Source organism: Streptomyces sp. NPDC085524 (assembly GCF_044541755.1).
Lineage (GTDB): Bacteria > Actinomycetota > Actinomycetes > Streptomycetales > Streptomycetaceae > Streptomyces.
Window position 1 is genome coordinate 1 of the sequence record NZ_JBITTH010000005.1, and the last position, 15903, is coordinate 15903.

The window sequence follows — 15903 nt, forward strand, 5'->3', positions numbered from 1 at the left end:
TATCAACTTCTGGCGTTGATTTTTGGCACGCTGTTGAGTTCTCAAGGAACGGACGCTTCCTTTGTACTCACCCTCTCGGGCTTTCCTCCGGGCTTCTGTTCTGCTGTCTTACGTTTCCAACTCTACCAGATCATTTCCGGGCCGTTTCCGACTTGGATTTGAATTCGGTGACCGTTGGGGGTCTGCGCCTTTCGGCGCTCCGCTACGTTAGCGCTTTTCCCTTGCAGCTCATAATCGAGCCGCCGGCCGGGAATTCGGGCATGCCGAACAGGACCCCGCCAGGGGTAAGTCGTAGGTAGTGGTTTGGCCGCTCCGGGGGTCTGCTGAAGGCAGTGCCCCGTTCAAGCGGCTCGGGCTACGTTAGGCGTCTGCATGGGGCGAGTCAAGTTGAGCGGCGGCGTGGCGCGTGGGCTCTGTACGGGCTCACCGTCGGGTCGTGCGTGATCCAGAAACGGTACGGGTGGGCCGCGCCGGCTCCGCCGACTCCGGTGCGCGGGCCGCTGCTCACCAGGTCGGGTGAGGTGGGGGTGCCGGCGAGGAGGGACAAGGGGGAATCGGGGCCCGCGCAGAGGTCCGTGCCGTCGAGGGAGCGGTCCACATCCAGGGCCGTGGCCAGACGGGCCGGGCCTTTGGCCAGTTCCCTGGGGTATCTGGCTGAAATTCGACGTTTGGCGGCCAGCTCGGCGCCCGTCGTGATCTCGCCCGCGCGGATCAGGACACCGCTCGCATGGTCCGGTGGGCCGCACACCAGGTTGAGGCTGAACCACATGCCGTAGATGAAGTAGACGTACGCGTGTCCGGGCGGGCCGAACATCGATGCGTTGCGGGCGGTGCGGCCGCGGTAGGCGTGGGATCCGGGGTCGGACTCGCCCTCGTACGCCTCCACCTCCGTGATGCGCAGCTCGATGGGGCCGTCCTCGGTGCGTCGGACGAGGGTGCGGCCCAGGAGGTCGGGGGCCACCGTGAGGACCGGGCGGTCGAAGAAGGACCGGGCCAGGGGCGTACGGTCGGGGCGCGCGCTCATCCGGTCGAGCGTAGTGGAACGCGCGCGCCTGCAACCGGGGCCTAAGGTTCCGCGTTTGTAAGAGGTAGTCGCGGCGCAGTCGCCACACCTTCACACAGTGCCTTCAAGGGGAGTTTGAGCATGGGGTTCAGGAAGCTGTTCGCGAGCCTGGGTGCCGGCGGTGCTTCGGTGGACACGATCATCACCGAGCCGAACGTCGTGCCGGGCGGGATCGTCCAGGGCGAGGTGCGGATCCAGGGCGGGTCCGTGGAGCAGCAGATCGAGGGGCTGTCGGTCGGGCTTCAGGCGCGTGTGGAGGTGGAGGGCGGTGACCAGGAGTACAAGCAGGACATCGTCTTCACCAAGCAGCGTCTCGGCGGTGCCTTCCAGGTGCAGGCCGGTGCCGTGCACGTGGTGCCCTTCGGGCTGGAGATCCCCTGGGAGACGCCGATCACCCACTTCGGGGGTCAGCACCTGCACGGGATGAACATCGGGGTCAGCACCGAGCTGGAGATCGCGCGCGCGGTGGACGCGGGCGACCTCGACCCGATCAACGTGCACCCGGTGCCGGCGCAGCAGGCGATCCTCGACGCGTTCCGGCAGCTGGGCTTCTCCTTCCGCAGCGCGGACATGGAGCGCGGGCACATCCGCGGGACGCGGCAGACGCTGCCCTTCTACCAGGAGATCGAGTTCCTGCCGCCGTCGCAGTACCGGGGGCTGAACCAGGTCGAGCTGACCTTCGTCTCGGACGGGAACGAGATGGACGTCGTCCTGGAGATGGACAAGAAGCCGGGCCTCTTCACCGAGGGCAGTGACACCTACCGCTGCTTCCAGGTGGGGCTGCAGTCGTACCAGGGCACGGACTGGGCGGCGTACCTGAACCAGTGGATCGCCTCGGTCGGTTCGCAGCGCAACTGGTTCTGAGACATCGGGTGAGGGCCCGGACCGCGGTGGCGGTCCGGGCCCTCCGACGTTGTCGGTGCGGGACGGCACCTGAGGGTGTGTCGGCCCCTAGGATCCCGGTTGATCAGTCTTCCCATCCGAGACAGGAGGTTCCGTGGTGGCCGAGCAGAGCAGGGCTCCCCTTCCGCACGATTTCCACCCCGAGGTGCACGAGTTCACGGTGACGAGCCCGGATCTGGCGCCCGGTGCCGATCTGGGTCCCGCCCAGGTGCTGTCGGGCGGGAACCTCTCGCCGCAGCTCCGGTGGGAGGGCTTCCCGGAGGGGACGAAGAGTTTTGCCGTGACGTGCTTCGATCCGGATGCGCCGACGGGGAGCGGGTTCTGGCACTGGGTGCTGTTCGACCTCCCGGTGTCCGTGACGGAGTTGCCGGCCGGGGCGGGCAGCGGGAAGTTCGAAGGGCTGCCGGCCGGGGCGGTGCACGTGCGCAACGACTACGGGACCAAGGAATTCGGCGGGGCCGCTCCGCCGGCCGGGGAGCGGCACCGGTACGTGTTCACCGTCTACGCGGTGGACCAGGAGAAGCTCGGGCCCGGCGAGGACGCGTCTCCCGCGGCCGTCGGATTCAATCTGCGGTTCCACACGCTGGGGCGGGCCCAGCTGATCGGTGAGTACGAGGCGCCCGCCGCCTGATCTCTTCTCCTGGTGTTTGCCCGGTCCTGGTCTAAAGACGGCCTGGACCGGGCATTTTTATTGCGTTGTCCCGCGTGGCGCGCGCGGCCAGAGTGGTTGCGGGCCCTGCCGCCAGGGTGGTCGCGGGCCTGCACACGGGAGGTGGGCGAGATGCGGGACACGCTGGTGCTGAATGCGAGCTTCGAGCCGCTGTCGACGGTGACGCTGAACCGGGCTGTGGTCCTGGTGCTCCAGGACAAGGCCGTCGTCGAACAGTCGCACCCCGATCTCCGTGTGCGCGGCGCGACCATGGATCTTCCGATGCCCCGGGTGATCAGGCTCTGCAGGTACGTCCGGGTGCCCTTCCGAAGACATGCTCCCTGGTCACGGAGGGGGGTGCTGGTCCGGGACCAACACCGGTGCGCGTACTGCGGGAAGCGCGCGACGACCGTGGACCACGTGCTTCCGCGGGCCCAGGGGGGCGGGGACACCTGGCTGAACACGGTGGCCTCGTGTGCCGAGGACAACCACCGCAAGGCGGCGCGGACTCCGGAGGAGGCGGGGATGCCGCTCCTCCGGAAGCCCTTCGTACCGTCTCCGGCGGACGCCATGCTGCTGGCCCTGGGGGTCAACGGGCGGGACGTGCTGCCGGAGTGGCTTGAGCGTTCCGCCTGATGTGCCGGTCCGCTGAGTGGCGTAGATCTTCTACGCCACTCAGCGGATCAGGAGTTGGACGATCGCGAGGATGCCGACGGTCACGATGACCGCGCGCAGAACGGTCGGCGAGAGCCGCCGGCCGACCTTGGCGCCGATCTGCCCGCCGATGGTGGAGCCGACGGCGATGAGCAGGACGGCCGTCCAGTCGAACTCCGCGACGAAGAGGAAGAAGACCGCCGCGATTCCGTTCACCAGCGCGGCGATGACGTTCTTCACGGCGTTGATCCGCTGCATGTCCTCGTGGAGCAGCAGGCCCATCAGGCCGACGTAGAGGACGCCCTGTGCGGCGCCGAAGTAGCCTCCGTACGCGCTGGCGAGCAGCATGCCGCCGAGGAGTGCGGGGCGGCCGTCGGGGTTGCCGGGCTCGCCTCCTGCGGATTCCTGGCGGCGGCGCAGGTAGGCGGCGAGGCGGGGCTGGAAGACGACGAGCACGAGGGCGAGTCCGATGAGGACGGGCACGATCGTGTCGAAGGAGTCCGACGGCAGGGTGAGGAGCAGGACCGCTCCCGCGAGCCCGCCGACGAGGGACACGGCGCCGAGCCTCAGGATGCGGGCGCGCTGGCCCTGGAGCTCCTTGCGGTAGCCGATCGCTCCGCTGATGGACCCGGGCACCAGGCCGAGGGTGTTGGACACGTTGGCGGTGACCGGCGGCAGTCCGGTGGCCAGCAGCACCGGGAAGGTGATCAGGGTGCCGGAGCCGACGATGGTGTTGATGGTGCCGGCGCCGATGCCGGCGGTGAAGACCGCGAGTGATTCCCAGATGGACATGGGCGGGGTCGTCCCCTTTGCATGAGTGAGTCGCCTCCCCGCCATGAAGGTCGAGGGGCCTCACTGATCATGCCTGAGGGGGCCGCCGGTGTGCCCGGAGGGGCGGGGTTTCCCCTGTCCCTCCGGGACCCTGCCGGTCGATCAGTCGATCGGGGGCTGCTCGCGGCGCTGGGCGCCGATGCCGCCGCCCTCCGTGCCGGCGGCGTCCTTGCCGGAGCCTTGCGGGCTGAAGCCCGAACCGCCGCCCATGGGGCCGAAGTTGCCCATGGCGCCGGAGAGGCCCTTCAGGGCGTCGCCGATCTCGCTGGGCACGATCCAGAGCTTGTTGGCGTCGCCCTCGGCGATCTTCGGGAGCATCTGGAGGTACTGGTAGGCGAGGAGCTTCTGGTCGGCGTCGCCGGCGTGGATGGACTCGAAGACCGTACGGATGGCCTGGGCCTCGCCCTCGGCCTTCAGCGCGGCGGCCTTGGCCTCACCCTCGGCGCGCAGGATGGAGGACTGCTTCTCACCCTCGGCGCGCAGGATCTCCGACTGCCGGACACCTTCGGCCTGGAGGATCGCGGCGCGCTTGTCGCGGTCGGCGCGCATCTGCTTCTCCATCGAGTCCTGGATGGAGGTCGGCGGCTCGATCGCCTTCAGCTCGACGCGGTTGACGCGGATGCCCCACTTGCCGGTGGCCTCGTCGAGGACTCCGCGCAGGGCCGCGTTGATCTCCTCGCGGGAGGTGAGCGTCCGCTCCAGGTCCATGCCACCGATGATGTTGCGCAGGGTGGTGACGGTGAGCTGCTCGATGGCCTGGATGTAGCTGGCCACTTCGTACGTGGCGGCCCGCGCGTCGGTCACCTGGTAGTAGATGACGGTGTCGATGTTGACGACCAGGTTGTCCTGGGTGATCACCGGCTGCGGCGGGAAGGGGACGACCTGCTCGCGGAGGTCGATCCGGTTGCGGATCGAGTCGATGAACGGCACGACTATGTTGAGGCCCGCGTTCAGAGTGCGCGTATAGCGGCCGAACCGCTCGACGATGGCGGCGCTGGCCTGCGGGATCACCTGGATCGTCTTGACCAGTGCGATGAAGACCAGAACCACCAGAATGATCAGGACGATGATGATCGGTTGCATGCGGTTCCCCGTGCCCTTCCGGCTGTCTGTGCTGCCCCGTTGAACGGAGTCTCGCAGACCGGGGGCCCGCGAGCAGGCTGGTTGTCACATGACGACGGCGGTCGCCCCGTCGATCTCCACGACGTCGACCGACTGGCCCGGTTCGAAGCTGGTGTCCGCGTCGAGGGTGCGCGCGGACCAGACCTCACCGGCCAGCTTGATCCGGCCGCCCCGGCCGTCGGTGCGTTCGAGGACGACGGCGCTCCTGCCCTTCAACGCGTCGATCCCGCTGCGGTGTTGGGGACGCTGGTCGCGGTGGCGGTTGGCGAGCGGCTGTACGACGGCGATGAGCGCGACCGACACGCCCACGAAGACGAGGACCTGGGCCACCACTCCCCCGCCGAGGGCCGCCGTGACGGCGGCCGCGACCGCGCCGACGGCGAACATCCCGAACTCCGGCATCGCGGTCAGGACGAGGGGGATGCCCAGTCCGACCGCACCGATGAGCCACCACACCCACGCGTCGATGTCCACATCGTCATGGTAGGCGGGGCAAGCGCGGTCGGGACAGGGGGCGTTGGCGTTCCGTCGGCGCAGGTGTGCGCTAGCGCAGGGGCAGGCCCTGGGCGGTCCAGCGGTCGTTCCCGTTGCGCTCGACGATCAGCGGGAGGCCGAAGCAGAGCGAGAGGTTGCGGGAGGTCAGCTCGAGGTCGATCGGGCCCGCCGTGACGACCTTGCCCTGGCGGATCATCAGGACGTGGGTGAAGCCGGGGGCGATCTCCTCGACGTGGTGCGTGACCATCACCATGGAGGGCGCGAGCGGGTCGCTGGCGAGGCGGCCCAGGCGGCGTACGAGGTCCTCGCGGCCGCCGAGGTCCAGTCCGGCGGCGGGCTCGTCGAGGAGCAGCAGCTCGGGGTCGGTCATCAGGGCGCGGGCGATCAGGGTGCGCTTGCGCTCGCCCTCGGAGAGGGTGCCGAACTTCCGGTCGAGGTAGTCGCTCATGCCGAGGCGGTCGAGGAAGGCGCGGGCGCGCAGCTCGTCGACCTCCTCGTACTCCTCCTGCCAGGTCGCCGTCATGCCGTAGGCGGCGGTGAGGACGGTCTGCAGGACGGTCTGCCGCTTGGGGAGCTTGTCGGCCATCGCGATACCGGCGACGCCGATGCGGGGGCGCAGCTCGAACACGTCGGTACCGGGCTTGCCGAGGGTGCCGCCGAGGATCGTGGCGGTGCCCTTGGTGGGGAAGAGGTAGCTGGAGGCGAGGTTCAGCAGCGTGGTCTTGCCGGCGCCGTTCGGGCCGAGGATCACCCAGCGCTCGCCCTCCTTGACCGACCAGGAGACCTGGTCCACCAGCGCCCGGCCCTCGCGGACCACGGATACGTCCACCAGCTCCAGAACATCGCTCATGAGCGTGTTGTCACCCCTTGCAGTCACGGTTCTGTGCGCGCCTGTAGGCGCGGCCCCAGGGGAAAACCTACGCCACTCGGGGAGGGGTCCGGGGCCGGGGCCCGGCGCGGGGCCGGATCCGTAGAGTGGGGGGATGCTTTTCGAACCACGTTCAGGGCGGCTGGCCGCCTGGGGGAACGCACTGCTGGCCGGTCTGGTCTCGCCCGACGAGGCCGTGCTGTCGATCGTGGGCGAGGACTCCGTGCACCGGGTGGCGGGGCTGCCGGGCGAGGCGGAGCCGGTGGGGCTCACGCTGGGCCTGGGCCGGCTGCGGGCGCTGGGGGCGAGCGGGCTGCGCGTCGCACTGCCGGCCCCGGGGCATCCGCTGGGGCTGAGCGGGCCGCCGGAGTTCAACGCGCGGGCACTGGAGGCCGAGGAGGCCGTGGTGTGCGTGGGCGCTGCGCTGGGCCTGGTGCCGGAGGTGGCCGAGGCGGGCCCCGCGGGTGACGTGCACGTCTCCGTGGTGTGGCACTGCCTGCCGGTGCGGGAGGCCCCGCCGGCGGACGTGCCCTCGCTGGGTGAGGCGGAGCGGGAGCTGGCGGAGGCGCTGCGCGAGGCGACGGTGGTGCTGACGCAGCTGGACGTGGCGGGGTCGGGGCCGGTCGCGGAGGCCGCGCTGTCGGCGTACCGGGCGCGGGCGGAGGCGGGGCCGTCGGACAAGGCCCTGGCGCCCGGGTATCCGGCGCGGGCCGTGCGGGTGCTGTCGCTGGCGCAGCGGGTGGACCTGATGGTGTCGCTGGCGTACGAGAGCGGGCACGGGGGTGCGGTGTCCTCGTCCGAGATGGCGGCGCGGGCGGAGGCCTTGCGGCCGGTGGAGCGGGTGGCGCGGCGGGCGCTGGTCGCGGCGTACAACTCGGCCGTGGAGGAGCGGGGGCGCTAGCGCGGGCCGGGCGGGGCGGGCTGGGGGTGCGCCCCGGCCGCGTGGGCTCCGCCCGCGCCCCGTGCCTCGATCGCCGGCGGGGCTGAATTCGCCGACCACGGCTGCGGCCCCGCTTCCCGGGGAGAGAGGGGAAGCGGGGCCGGGTGCGGGGCACCGTTCTGCGGGTCCGGGCCATCGGACGGACGGAGTCCGGCGCAGCGGTCCGAAGCCTGCGGAGCGGTGCGAGGGCCGCCGTTAGGAGTTCACGCCCGTGTTGCCCCAGGCGCCGTTCAGCAGGCCGATCGCGGTGACCGAGTTGCCCACGACGTTGACCGGGACGTGGACCGGGACCTGGAGCAGGTTCCCGGAGGCCACGCCGGGCGAGTTCAGGGCCTCGCCCTCCGCCGACGCACCGCCGTGCGCCGAGGAGACACCGGCGCCGGCGGCGATGAGGCCGCCCGCGATCATGGTGACTGCTGCGGCCTTCTTGAAGTTCTTCACGTTCTCGTCCTCCAGTGCGTCTGCCGCGACCAGCCGTCGCGGCACGTCATGGAGAACGGCCGGCCCGTGATCGGGATGCGCCGTCCGGGCTACATACACCCGACCGTATGAATCTCGGATTGGTCCGATTACTCCGCCAGCCCGTGCCTGACGGCCCAGAGCGCGGCCTGGGTGCGGTCCGCGAGGTCCAGTTTCATCAGGATGTTCGAGACGTGCGTCTTGACGGTCTTCTCGGACAGGACCAGCGCGCGGGCGATCTCCCGGTTGGAGCGGCCGTCCGCGATCAGGCCCAGGACCTCGCGCTCCCGGTCGGTGAGGGATCCGGGGCGGCCGGTGCCGGGCGGGTTCTGCTCCTCCTGGGAGAGGAGGGCCTGCGCCACCTCCGGCTGGAGCAGCACGTGGCCCGCGTGGACGGAGCGGATCGCGTCGGCCAGGGCGTCGGGGTCGATGTCCTTGTAGACGTATCCGGCGGCTCCGGCGCGCAGCGCGGGGATCGCCGTCCGCTGTTCCGTGAAGCTGGTGACGATCAGGACGCGCGCGGGGTTGGCGAGGCCGCGCAGCCGGCGCAGGGCCTCGATGCCGTCCGTGCCCGGCATCTTCACGTCCATGAGGATCACGTGGGGCCGGAGCTCCTCGGCGCGGGCGACGCCCTCCTCGCCGTCGGAGGCCTCGCCGACCACCTCGATGTCCTCCTGTACCTCCAGGAAGGTGCGCAGGCCGCGGCGGACCACCTGGTGGTCGTCGACCAGCAGGATGCGGATGCGGCCGGTGTCGTCAGCCACCGGGGACCTCCATCTCGATCGTGGTGCCCCTGCCGGGTTCCGAGTGCACGGTGAGGCTGCCGCCGACGCCGCCCGCCCGGTCCCGCATGGAGACCAGGCCGAGGTGGCGGCCCGCGCGGCGGACGGTCCGGGGGGCGAAGCCCTTGCCGGAGTCGATGACCTTGAGCACCGCGCCGCCGTCGGCGGTGCGGGCCAGGGTGACCTCGACGCGGTCTGCGCCGGAGTGGCGCAGGGCGTTGTGGAGGGCTTCCTGGGCGACGCGCAGGAGCGCTTCCTCCTGGGTCGCGGGCAGGGCCCGTACGCCGTCGCAGGTGAAGGTGACGTGCGCGGTGTGCGCCCGGTCGAGCACCTGGACGTGGGTGCGGAGGGTGGCGACGAGTCCGTCCTCGTCGAGGGCGGCCGGGCGGAGCTCGGTGACGGCGGCGCGCAGTTCGTCGGCGGCCTCGGCGGCGAGGGCGGACACCTGCTGGAGCTCGTCCTTGGCGCGGGCGGGGTCGCGGTCGACGAGGGCGGCGGCGGCCTGGGCGGTGAGGCGGAGCGAGAAGAGCTTCTGGCTGACGGCGTCGTGCAGCTCGTGGGCGAGGCGGGAGCGCTCCTCGGTGATGGTGAGCTCGCGGCTGCGCTCGTAGAGCCGGGCGTTGGTCAGGGCGATGGCCGCGTGCTGGGCGAGGAGGGCGAGGAGCTCCTCGTCCTCGTCGGTGAAGGCGCCCGGCCCCTTCTTGTTGGCGAGGAAGAGGGCGCCGAGGATCTCCTCGCCGTCGCGGACGGGCAGGCCGAGGAAGTCGGACATCTCGGGGTGCGCGGCGGGCCAGCCGCCGAAGCGGGGGTCCTTCCGTACGTCGGCCAGGCGCTCGGGGGCGTCCTTGTGGAGCATCGAGGCGAGGATGCCGTGCTGGCGGGGCAGGGGGCCGATGGCCCGCCACTGCTCCGGGCTGATGCCGTCCACCACGAACTGGGCGAAGCCGCCGTGGTCGTCCGGGACGCCCAGGGCCGCGTATTCGGCGTCCAGGAGCTCGCGGGCCGATACGACGATCGTGCGCAGGACGTCGCGGACCTCCAGTCGGCGGCTCATGGCGAGCAGCGCGGTGCTCACGGCGGCCAAGCCGGTGCGTTCCGGACCTTTGTGCATGGGCTCACCGTACCCACGACCGTGACCTGCGGGATCGGCCCTCGGGCGTAGGTCCAAGGGACTGGTGCGGGTGGGGCTCGCGGCCGACGCGGCGGCGGGTGCGGGCTTCCTAGGTTGGGGGCATCTGCTGATCGGTACGGAAGGCAAGGGTGCGGTCATGGCGGTGGCGATGGTGACGGGGGCTTCGCGTGGGCTGGGCCGGGCGCTGGCCGGGGAGCTGGCGGCGCGCGGCTGGGACCTGGTGCTGAGTGCGCGGGGTGCGGGGGCGCTGGAGGAGGCCGCGGCGGAGCTGGACAAGGGGGGCGGGCGGGTGGTGGCGGTGCCCGGGGACGTGTCCTCGGCGGCGCACCGGGCGGCGCTGGTCGCGGCGGCGCGGGAGCTGGGCGGGCTGGACCTGTTGGTGAACAACGCGGGGGTGCTGGGGGCGGAGCCGCTGGTGCCGCTGGCGGAGCATGCGCTGGACGGGCTGCGGGAGGCGTTCGAGGTGAACGTGGTGGGGCCGCTGGGGCTGCTCCAGGAGGGGCTGCCGCTGCTGCGGGCCTCGGCGGCCGGGGCGGTGCTGAACATCAGCTCGGACGCGGCAGTGGTTCCGTACGCGACGTGGGGGGCGTACGGGGCGACGAAGGCGGCCGGGGACCTGATGTCGGCCGTACTGGCCGTGGAGGAGCCGGGGCTGCGGGTGTGGTGGGCGGATCCGGGGTCCATGCGGACGCGGATGATGGCGGCGGCCGAGCCCGGGGAGGACCTGGCGGGGCTGCCCGCGCCGGAGGAGGTGGCGCCGGTGCTGCTGGGGCTGCTGGAGCGGGGTCTGCCGAGCGGGCGGTACACGGCGGAGCGCCTGGCGGCGGGCGGGGCCGTGGCTGAGGGGGCGGCAGCCGCGTCGGCCGACGACGCCGGCGGGGAGCCCCGTGCCGACGGAGCACCCGGCGAGGCCGCGCACGGGCCGGCCGGTGCCCCGGCGAGCAGTGCGGAGGCGGCGCTGTGAAGACCGGGGCGAGGGCCGGGGAGGGGCTGCATATAGGGGACAGGCTTCGCATAGCGGACATTCCGCCGGAGCTGTTGGCCCGGGTCCCCGCCGAGCAGCGCGGGCCGGGGCTGGGGCGGGACTCCGTACGGCTGCTGGTCTCGCGGGGCAGTACGGAGGCGTCGCTGCACGCCTTCCGGGAACTGCCGGGGCTGCTGCGGGCGGGGGACGTCCTGGTGGTGAACACGTCGGCCACGCTGGCGGCCGCCGTGGACGCCCGGCTGGGCCGCGAGGCGGTGGTCGTGCACTTCTCGACCCGGGGTGACGACGGGCGCTGGGCGGTGGAGCTGCGGGAGCCGGCCGGCCGGGGTACGACCCGCAGGCGGGCCGGCGGGCCCGCGGGCGGCCTCGTGGGGCTGCCGGGCGGGCACCGGCTCGTACTGGAGGAGCCCCTGGCCGCGGGGGCGGACCGGCTGTGGTGGGCGCGGCCGTCCACGGAGGTGCCGGCGCTGCTGCAGGCGTACGGGCGGCCGATCCGGTACGCGTACACGGAGCGGGACCAGCCGCTGTCGGCGTACCAGACGGTCTTCGCGGTGCCGGCCGCCGACGGGGCGGGCTCGGCGGAGATGCCGAGCGCGGGCCGGCCGTTCACGGCGGAGCTGGTGGCGCGGCTGGTGAGCCGGGGGGTGCAGTTCGCGCCGCTGACCCTGCACACGGGGGTGGCCTCGCAGGAGGCGCACGAGCCGCCCTACCCGGAGCGGTACGAGATGCCGGCGACGACGGCCTGGCTGGTGAACGCCGCGAGGGCCGCGGGCGGCAGGGTGATCGCGGTGGGGACCACCTCCGTGCGGGCCCTGGAGTCGGCGGCGGATCCGGACGGGGTGGTGCGCGCGGCCGGCGGGTGGACCGGCCTGGTGGTGACGCCGGAGCGCGGGGTGCGGGTGGTGGACGGGCTGCTGACCGGGCTGCACGAGCCGGAGGCGTCCCATCTGCTGATGCTGGAGGCGGTGGCGGGACGGGACGCCGTACGGCGCGGGTATGCCGAGGCGATGGACCGTCTCTGCCTTTGGCACGAGTTCGGTGACGCCCATCTGCTACTCAAGGATGAGATCCGTAACTGATTGCATTGCTGGCGCAACGGATGGTGAACTCGGCGCATGTCCGATGTGACCCCGCACATAGGACCCAGATCACTTACGAAGTTCCCTAGTGGATGGATAAAGGTCCCGTCAGTACGGGTGCGCCTAGCGCCGAGGCCGGAATTCCGGCCTCGGCGCCCGCCCTTGATCCACTAAGCAGGATCGTACGTCACACCTTTGCCACAGCTTTTTGCCACCGCTAAGAATTGCCCTCGCCGCACAGCGCCGCGGATCCCGGATCCACACGGCGCTTTCCTGCGGCCCCCGCGATTCGAAGAGGTTGCCCGATCATGTCTGCTTCCAGCACTCCCGGTCACAGTCGTCTGACGAAGGCACACAAGCTGTCCATTGCCGGTGTCGCCACGTTCAGCGTCGCCGCGCTCGCCTTCTCCCTGGTCCCGGCCGACGCCGCCGAGGTCACCGAGGTGAACGTCGCCGCCGCCCCCGTCGCCTGGACCAAGGTCGTCGACGGTGCGCAGACGAAGGCAATGCACGGCCACCTCTCCGCCCAGCAGGCCATCGCCGACGCGAACGCCAAGGCCGCCGCGAAGGCCAAGGCGGACGCCAAGGCCAAGGCGGACGCCGACGCCAAGGCCAAGGCCGAGGCCGCTGCGAAGAAGGACCGCGAGCAGAAGGCCGCCGCGAGCCGCTCCGCCGCCCGCACCCCCGTCTTCGCGAACAACCTGGACGGCTGGATCAAGGAAGCGCTCTTCATCATGAAGCGCGAGGGCATTCCGGGCACCTACGCCGGCATCCACCGCAACATCATGCGCGAGTCCAGCGGCAACCCGATGGCCATCAACAACTGGGACATCAACGCCAAGAACGGCATCCCCTCGAAGGGTCTGCTGCAGGTCATCCAGCCGACCTTCAACACGTACCACGTCAAGGGTACGAAGTTCGACCTGTACGACCCGGTCGCCAACATCGTCGCCGCCTGCAACTACGCGGCCGACCGCTACGGCTCGATGGACAACGTCAACAGCGCCTACTAGGCCCCGCCGACACCTCGACCCCCATACGCCTCAGGGGCGGCACCCGGATTCCGGATGCCGCCCCTGAGGCGTTTCGTGCGTGGTGCCACGCGGGCCGGGTTACTTGCCGGCGCGCATGACCTCCGGCTCGTGGCGGCGCAGCAGGCGCTGGACCGCGAAGCCGCAGGCGACGCCGAGGAGCAGCAGGATGGTGATGTTCAGGCTCCACTGGCCGACCGTGGCGTCCCAGAGCGGGTCGGTGTTGGTCGGGTTGTCGGCGTCCCACGGCGGCATGAGCTTGCCGAGGTTCAGCGTGGTGCCGGCGGCGGCGATGGCCCAGCGGGAGGGCATCAGCCAGGCGAACTGCTCCAGGCCCGGGGAGTCGTACACCTGGAAGAGGATGCCCGTGAACACGACCTGGACGATCGCGAACATGACCAGCAGCGGCATGGTCTTCTCGGCGGTCTTCACCAGCGAGGAGATCACCAGGCCGAACATCATCGAGGTGAAGCCGAGCGCGATGACCGACAGGCAGATCTCGACGGCCGGCGGCATGATCAGGCCCTCGGCGGGCAGGTCGCGCGGGAAGAAGCCGATCGCGCAGATGATCACGCCCTGGATGGCCGTGATGACGCCGAGGACGATCACCTTCGACATGAGGTACGCGGACCGGTACAGACCGGTCGCGCGCTCACGTTCGTAGATCACGCGTTCCTTGATCAGCTCTCGGACCGAGTTGGCCGCACCCGAGAAGCACATGCCGACCGCGAGGATCAGCATGATCGTGCCGGCGTCGCCGTTGAAGCGGGACGGCGCGACCGGCGGCGCGAGGCCGAACTTCGCGGGGATCACCGTGGAGACCACGCCGAGGACCGCGGGCAGGAGCACCATCAGGGCGAGGAAGCCCACGTCCGAGGCGATCACGGAGACGTAGCGGCGCATCAGCGTGAACAGCTGCGAGCCCCAGCCCTGCGGCGTGCTCGGGCGCATCTGCTGGGCCGGCGGCATGGCGACCGACTGCGGGGCGACCGCGTCGAGGTCGGCGGCGTAGAGCTGGTAGTGCTGCGAGCCCTTCCAGCGGCCGGCCCAGTCGTAGTCGCGGTAGTTCTCGAACGCCGAGAAGACGTCCGCCCACGTGCTGTAGCCGAAGAAGTTCAGCGCGTCGTCCGGCGGGCCGAAGTAGGCGACGGAACCACCCGGGGCCATGACCAGCAGCTTGTCGCAGATGGAGAGCTCGGCCACCGAGTGGGTGACGACGAGGACCGTGCGGCCGTCGTCGGCGAGGCCGCGCAGCAGCTGCATGACGTCGCGGTCCATGCCCGGGTCGAGGCCCGAGGTCGGCTCGTCCAGGAAGATCAGCGACGGCTTGGTGAGCAGCTCCAGCGCCACGGACACGCGCTTGCGCTGACCACCGGAGAGCGCGGTGATCTTCTTGTCCTTGTGGATGTCGAGCTTGAGCTCGCGCAGCACCTCGTCGATGCGGGCGGCGCGCTCGGCCTCGGCGGTGTCGCCGGGGAAGCGCAGCTTGGCCGCGTACTTGAGGGCCGTGCTGACCTTCAGCTCCTTGTGCAGGATGTCGTCCTGCGGGACCAGGCCGATGCGCTGGCGGAGCTCCGCGAACTGCTTGTACAGGTTGCGGTTGTCGTAGAGCACGTCACCCTGGTTGGCGGGCCGGTAGCCGGTGAGCGCCTTGAGCAGGGTCGACTTGCCGGAGCCGGACGGGCCGATGACGCCGATCAGCGACTTCTCCGGGACGCCGAAGGTGACGTCCTTGAGGATCTGCTTGCCGCCGTCGACGGTGACGGTGAGGTGGCGGGCCGAGAAGGAGACCGCGCCGGTGTCGACGAACTCCTCGAGGCGGTCGCCGACGATGCGGAACGTCGAGTGGCCGACGCCGACGATGTCGTTCGGGCCGATCTGCGCGCTGCTCGACTTGGCCAGCGGCTGACCGTTGACGTAGGTGCCGTTGTGGCTGCCCAGGTCGTGGATCTCGAACCGGCCGCCGGGCATCGAACGGAACTCGGCGTGGTGGCGGGAGACCTGGAGGTCGGAGACCACCAGTTCGTTCTCCAGCGCACGGCCGATGCGCATGACGTGGCCCAGCGAGAGCTGGTGGAACGTCGTCGGGCTGCGGTCGCTGTAGCCGGGCGCGCCGCCCTGCGCCGGGCGGGGCGCGGCGGCGGCTCCCTGCTGGTGCGGGAAGTGCTGCTGCGGCTGGGCCTGCTGCTGCGGCTGCGCGTACTGCTGCTGGGCGTGCTGCTGCTGTTCCCACGCCTGCTGCGCCTGCTGCTGGGCCTGGTAGCCCGGGGCCGCCTGCTGCGCGTAGGCCTGCTGGGGCTGCTGCGCGTGCTGCTGGGGCACGGCCTGCTGCGGTGCGGCGGCGGCGCTCAGATTCAGCCGCGGGCCGTCGGTGGCGTTGCCCAGGTGGACCGGCGTGCCGGGCACGAGTTCGGTCTGCTGGACCCTCGCACCGTGCACGTAGGTGCCATTGGTGCTGCCGTGGTCCTCGATGCCCCAACCCCGGCCGTTCCAGGCGATGGTGGCGTGCCGCCACGACACCCGGGCGTCGTCGATCACCACGTCTCCCTGGGGGTCGCGCCCCAGCGAGTACGACCTGGACGGATCGAGCGTCCAGGTCCTTCCATTCAATTCCAGTACGAGTTCCGGCACTCCAGCCCCACTTAAGTCCCCCGAGAATCCCCCTGACATCAGGGAGTCTAGGGATGGCGAACATCCGGGGGAACTATTTCAGGCCCAAGCCCACATGTGGAATCGGGGCCACGATACGGCGTCTGCGTCTGTCCGTTGACGGGGGTGAAAGCCGCCCGGAGAGTGCGATACGGGACGTCTCGACCGGGCCGGCAGCCGGACCGGGGCCCGGACCGGAGCCCCCGGCGGAAGCCCTGTCGGACAATAGGGTTTCTCCAAGGCCCCACCTCCCCCCTCGCT

16 protein-coding genes are annotated in these 15903 nt (G+C 71.0%); 7 read left to right on the plus strand and 9 right to left on the minus strand.

Annotation, left to right across the window (positions count from 1 at the left end):
• Window positions 1–382: 382 nt before the first annotated feature.
• Entirely contained in the window at window positions 383–1024 is a 642-nt protein-coding gene (locus ACIGFK_RS08695) for a DNA-3-methyladenine glycosylase (RefSeq protein ID WP_376662495.1), read from the minus strand.
• Between the two features lie 120 nt (window positions 1025–1144).
• On the opposite strand from ACIGFK_RS08695, the gene ACIGFK_RS08700 reads away from it, so the two are divergent.
• The 3 genes from ACIGFK_RS08700 to ACIGFK_RS08710 all read left to right on the plus strand — a co-directional run bounded on the left by ACIGFK_RS08700 (window position 1145) and on the right by ACIGFK_RS08710 (window position 3251).
• The gene (locus ACIGFK_RS08700) at window positions 1145–1927 is read left to right on the plus strand and encodes a sporulation protein (protein WP_376662494.1); all 783 of its coding nucleotides are present in this window, start codon (window positions 1145–1147) and stop codon (window positions 1925–1927) included.
• 136 nt (window positions 1928–2063) lie between these two features.
• Window positions 2064–2597, plus strand: coding sequence for a YbhB/YbcL family Raf kinase inhibitor-like protein (locus ACIGFK_RS08705; protein WP_376661614.1), 534 nt, complete (start codon window positions 2064–2066; stop codon window positions 2595–2597).
• A 150-nt stretch (window positions 2598–2747) separates the two neighbouring features.
• Window positions 2748–3251, plus strand: a complete 504-nt coding sequence (locus ACIGFK_RS08710; RefSeq protein ID WP_376661611.1) for an HNH endonuclease — start codon at window positions 2748–2750, stop codon at window positions 3249–3251.
• Window positions 3252–3290: 39 nt separating this feature from the next.
• Here ACIGFK_RS08710 and ACIGFK_RS08715 read toward each other — a convergent pair whose 3' ends face one another.
• The 4 genes from ACIGFK_RS08715 to ACIGFK_RS08730 form a co-directional block, all read right to left on the minus strand.
• A complete protein-coding gene (locus ACIGFK_RS08715; protein ID WP_400051046.1) occupies window positions 3291–4061 on the minus strand; it encodes a sulfite exporter TauE/SafE family protein in 771 nt (256 codons plus the stop codon).
• A 141-nt stretch (window positions 4062–4202) separates the two neighbouring features.
• On the minus strand, window positions 4203–5183 hold the full coding sequence (locus ACIGFK_RS08720; protein WP_376661609.1) for an SPFH domain-containing protein: 981 nt from the start codon (window positions 5181–5183) through the stop codon (window positions 4203–4205).
• Between the two features lie 84 nt (window positions 5184–5267).
• Entirely contained in the window at window positions 5268–5696 is a 429-nt protein-coding gene (locus ACIGFK_RS08725) for an NfeD family protein (RefSeq protein ID WP_400051048.1), read from the minus strand.
• Between the two features lie 70 nt (window positions 5697–5766).
• Window positions 5767–6567, minus strand: coding sequence for an ABC transporter ATP-binding protein (locus ACIGFK_RS08730; protein ID WP_376661607.1), 801 nt, complete (start codon window positions 6565–6567; stop codon window positions 5767–5769).
• 133 nt (window positions 6568–6700) lie between these two features.
• Between ACIGFK_RS08730 and ACIGFK_RS08735 the strand changes: the two genes are divergently transcribed.
• Window positions 6701–7486, plus strand: a complete 786-nt coding sequence (locus ACIGFK_RS08735; RefSeq protein ID WP_376661606.1) for a hypothetical protein — start codon at window positions 6701–6703, stop codon at window positions 7484–7486.
• Window positions 7487–7720: 234 nt separating this feature from the next.
• Here ACIGFK_RS08735 and ACIGFK_RS08740 read toward each other — a convergent pair whose 3' ends face one another.
• The 3 genes from ACIGFK_RS08740 to ACIGFK_RS08750 all read right to left on the minus strand — a co-directional run bounded on the left by ACIGFK_RS08740 (window position 7721) and on the right by ACIGFK_RS08750 (window position 9877).
• On the minus strand, window positions 7721–7966 hold the full coding sequence (locus ACIGFK_RS08740; protein WP_384595688.1) for a chaplin: 246 nt from the start codon (window positions 7964–7966) through the stop codon (window positions 7721–7723).
• Between the two features lie 128 nt (window positions 7967–8094).
• Window positions 8095–8748, minus strand: coding sequence for a response regulator (locus tag ACIGFK_RS08745; RefSeq protein WP_376661605.1), 654 nt, complete (start codon window positions 8746–8748; stop codon window positions 8095–8097).
• Entirely contained in the window at window positions 8741–9877 is a 1137-nt protein-coding gene (locus tag ACIGFK_RS08750) for a GAF domain-containing sensor histidine kinase (RefSeq protein ID WP_400051050.1), read from the minus strand. Before ACIGFK_RS08750 ends, ACIGFK_RS08745 begins: the two co-directional genes overlap by 8 nt.
• A gap of 70 nt (window positions 9878–9947) precedes the next feature.
• Between ACIGFK_RS08750 and ACIGFK_RS08755 the strand changes: the two genes are divergently transcribed.
• From ACIGFK_RS08755 to ACIGFK_RS08765, 3 genes are all read left to right on the plus strand, one after another.
• Entirely contained in the window at window positions 9948–10862 is a 915-nt protein-coding gene (locus tag ACIGFK_RS08755) for an SDR family NAD(P)-dependent oxidoreductase (RefSeq protein ID WP_376661603.1), read from the plus strand.
• Between the two features lie 26 nt (window positions 10863–10888).
• Window positions 10889–11962: an S-adenosylmethionine:tRNA ribosyltransferase-isomerase gene (locus ACIGFK_RS08760; RefSeq protein ID WP_400051230.1), complete on the plus strand. Its 1074-nt coding sequence runs from the start codon at window positions 10889–10891 to the stop codon at window positions 11960–11962.
• A 308-nt stretch (window positions 11963–12270) separates the two neighbouring features.
• Window positions 12271–12975: a transglycosylase SLT domain-containing protein gene (locus ACIGFK_RS08765; RefSeq protein ID WP_376661555.1), complete on the plus strand. Its 705-nt coding sequence runs from the start codon at window positions 12271–12273 to the stop codon at window positions 12973–12975.
• Window positions 12976–13074: 99 nt separating this feature from the next.
• Here the strand turns inward: ACIGFK_RS08765 and ACIGFK_RS08770 are convergent, their stop codons facing one another.
• Entirely contained in the window at window positions 13075–15663 is a 2589-nt protein-coding gene (locus ACIGFK_RS08770) for an FHA domain-containing protein (protein WP_376661556.1), read from the minus strand.
• Window positions 15664–15903: the final 240 nt, after the last annotated feature.

Bases quoted from the DNA above. Each gene is read 5' to 3' on its own strand.
- ACIGFK_RS08770 (WP_376661556.1), bottom strand. From the start codon at position 15,663: ATGTCAGGGGGATTCTCGGGGGACTTAAGTGGGGCTGGAGTGCCGGAA.
- ACIGFK_RS08715 (WP_400051046.1), bottom strand. From the start codon at position 4,061: ATGTCCATCTGGGAATCACTCGCGGTCTTCACCGCCGGCATCGGCGCC.
- ACIGFK_RS08710 (WP_376661611.1), top strand. From the start codon at position 2,748: ATGCGGGACACGCTGGTGCTGAATGCGAGCTTCGAGCCGCTGTCGACG.
- ACIGFK_RS08730 (WP_376661607.1), bottom strand. From the start codon at position 6,567: ATGAGCGATGTTCTGGAGCTGGTGGACGTATCCGTGGTCCGCGAGGGC.
- ACIGFK_RS08720 (WP_376661609.1), bottom strand. From the start codon at position 5,183: ATGCAACCGATCATCATCGTCCTGATCATTCTGGTGGTTCTGGTCTTC.
- ACIGFK_RS08750 (WP_400051050.1), bottom strand. From the start codon at position 9,877: ATGCACAAAGGTCCGGAACGCACCGGCTTGGCCGCCGTGAGCACCGCG.
- ACIGFK_RS08700 (WP_376662494.1), top strand. From the start codon at position 1,145: ATGGGGTTCAGGAAGCTGTTCGCGAGCCTGGGTGCCGGCGGTGCTTCG.
- ACIGFK_RS08695 (WP_376662495.1), bottom strand. From the start codon at position 1,024: ATGAGCGCGCGCCCCGACCGTACGCCCCTGGCCCGGTCCTTCTTCGAC.
- ACIGFK_RS08765 (WP_376661555.1), top strand. From the start codon at position 12,271: ATGTCTGCTTCCAGCACTCCCGGTCACAGTCGTCTGACGAAGGCACAC.
- ACIGFK_RS08735 (WP_376661606.1), top strand. From the start codon at position 6,701: ATGCTTTTCGAACCACGTTCAGGGCGGCTGGCCGCCTGGGGGAACGCA.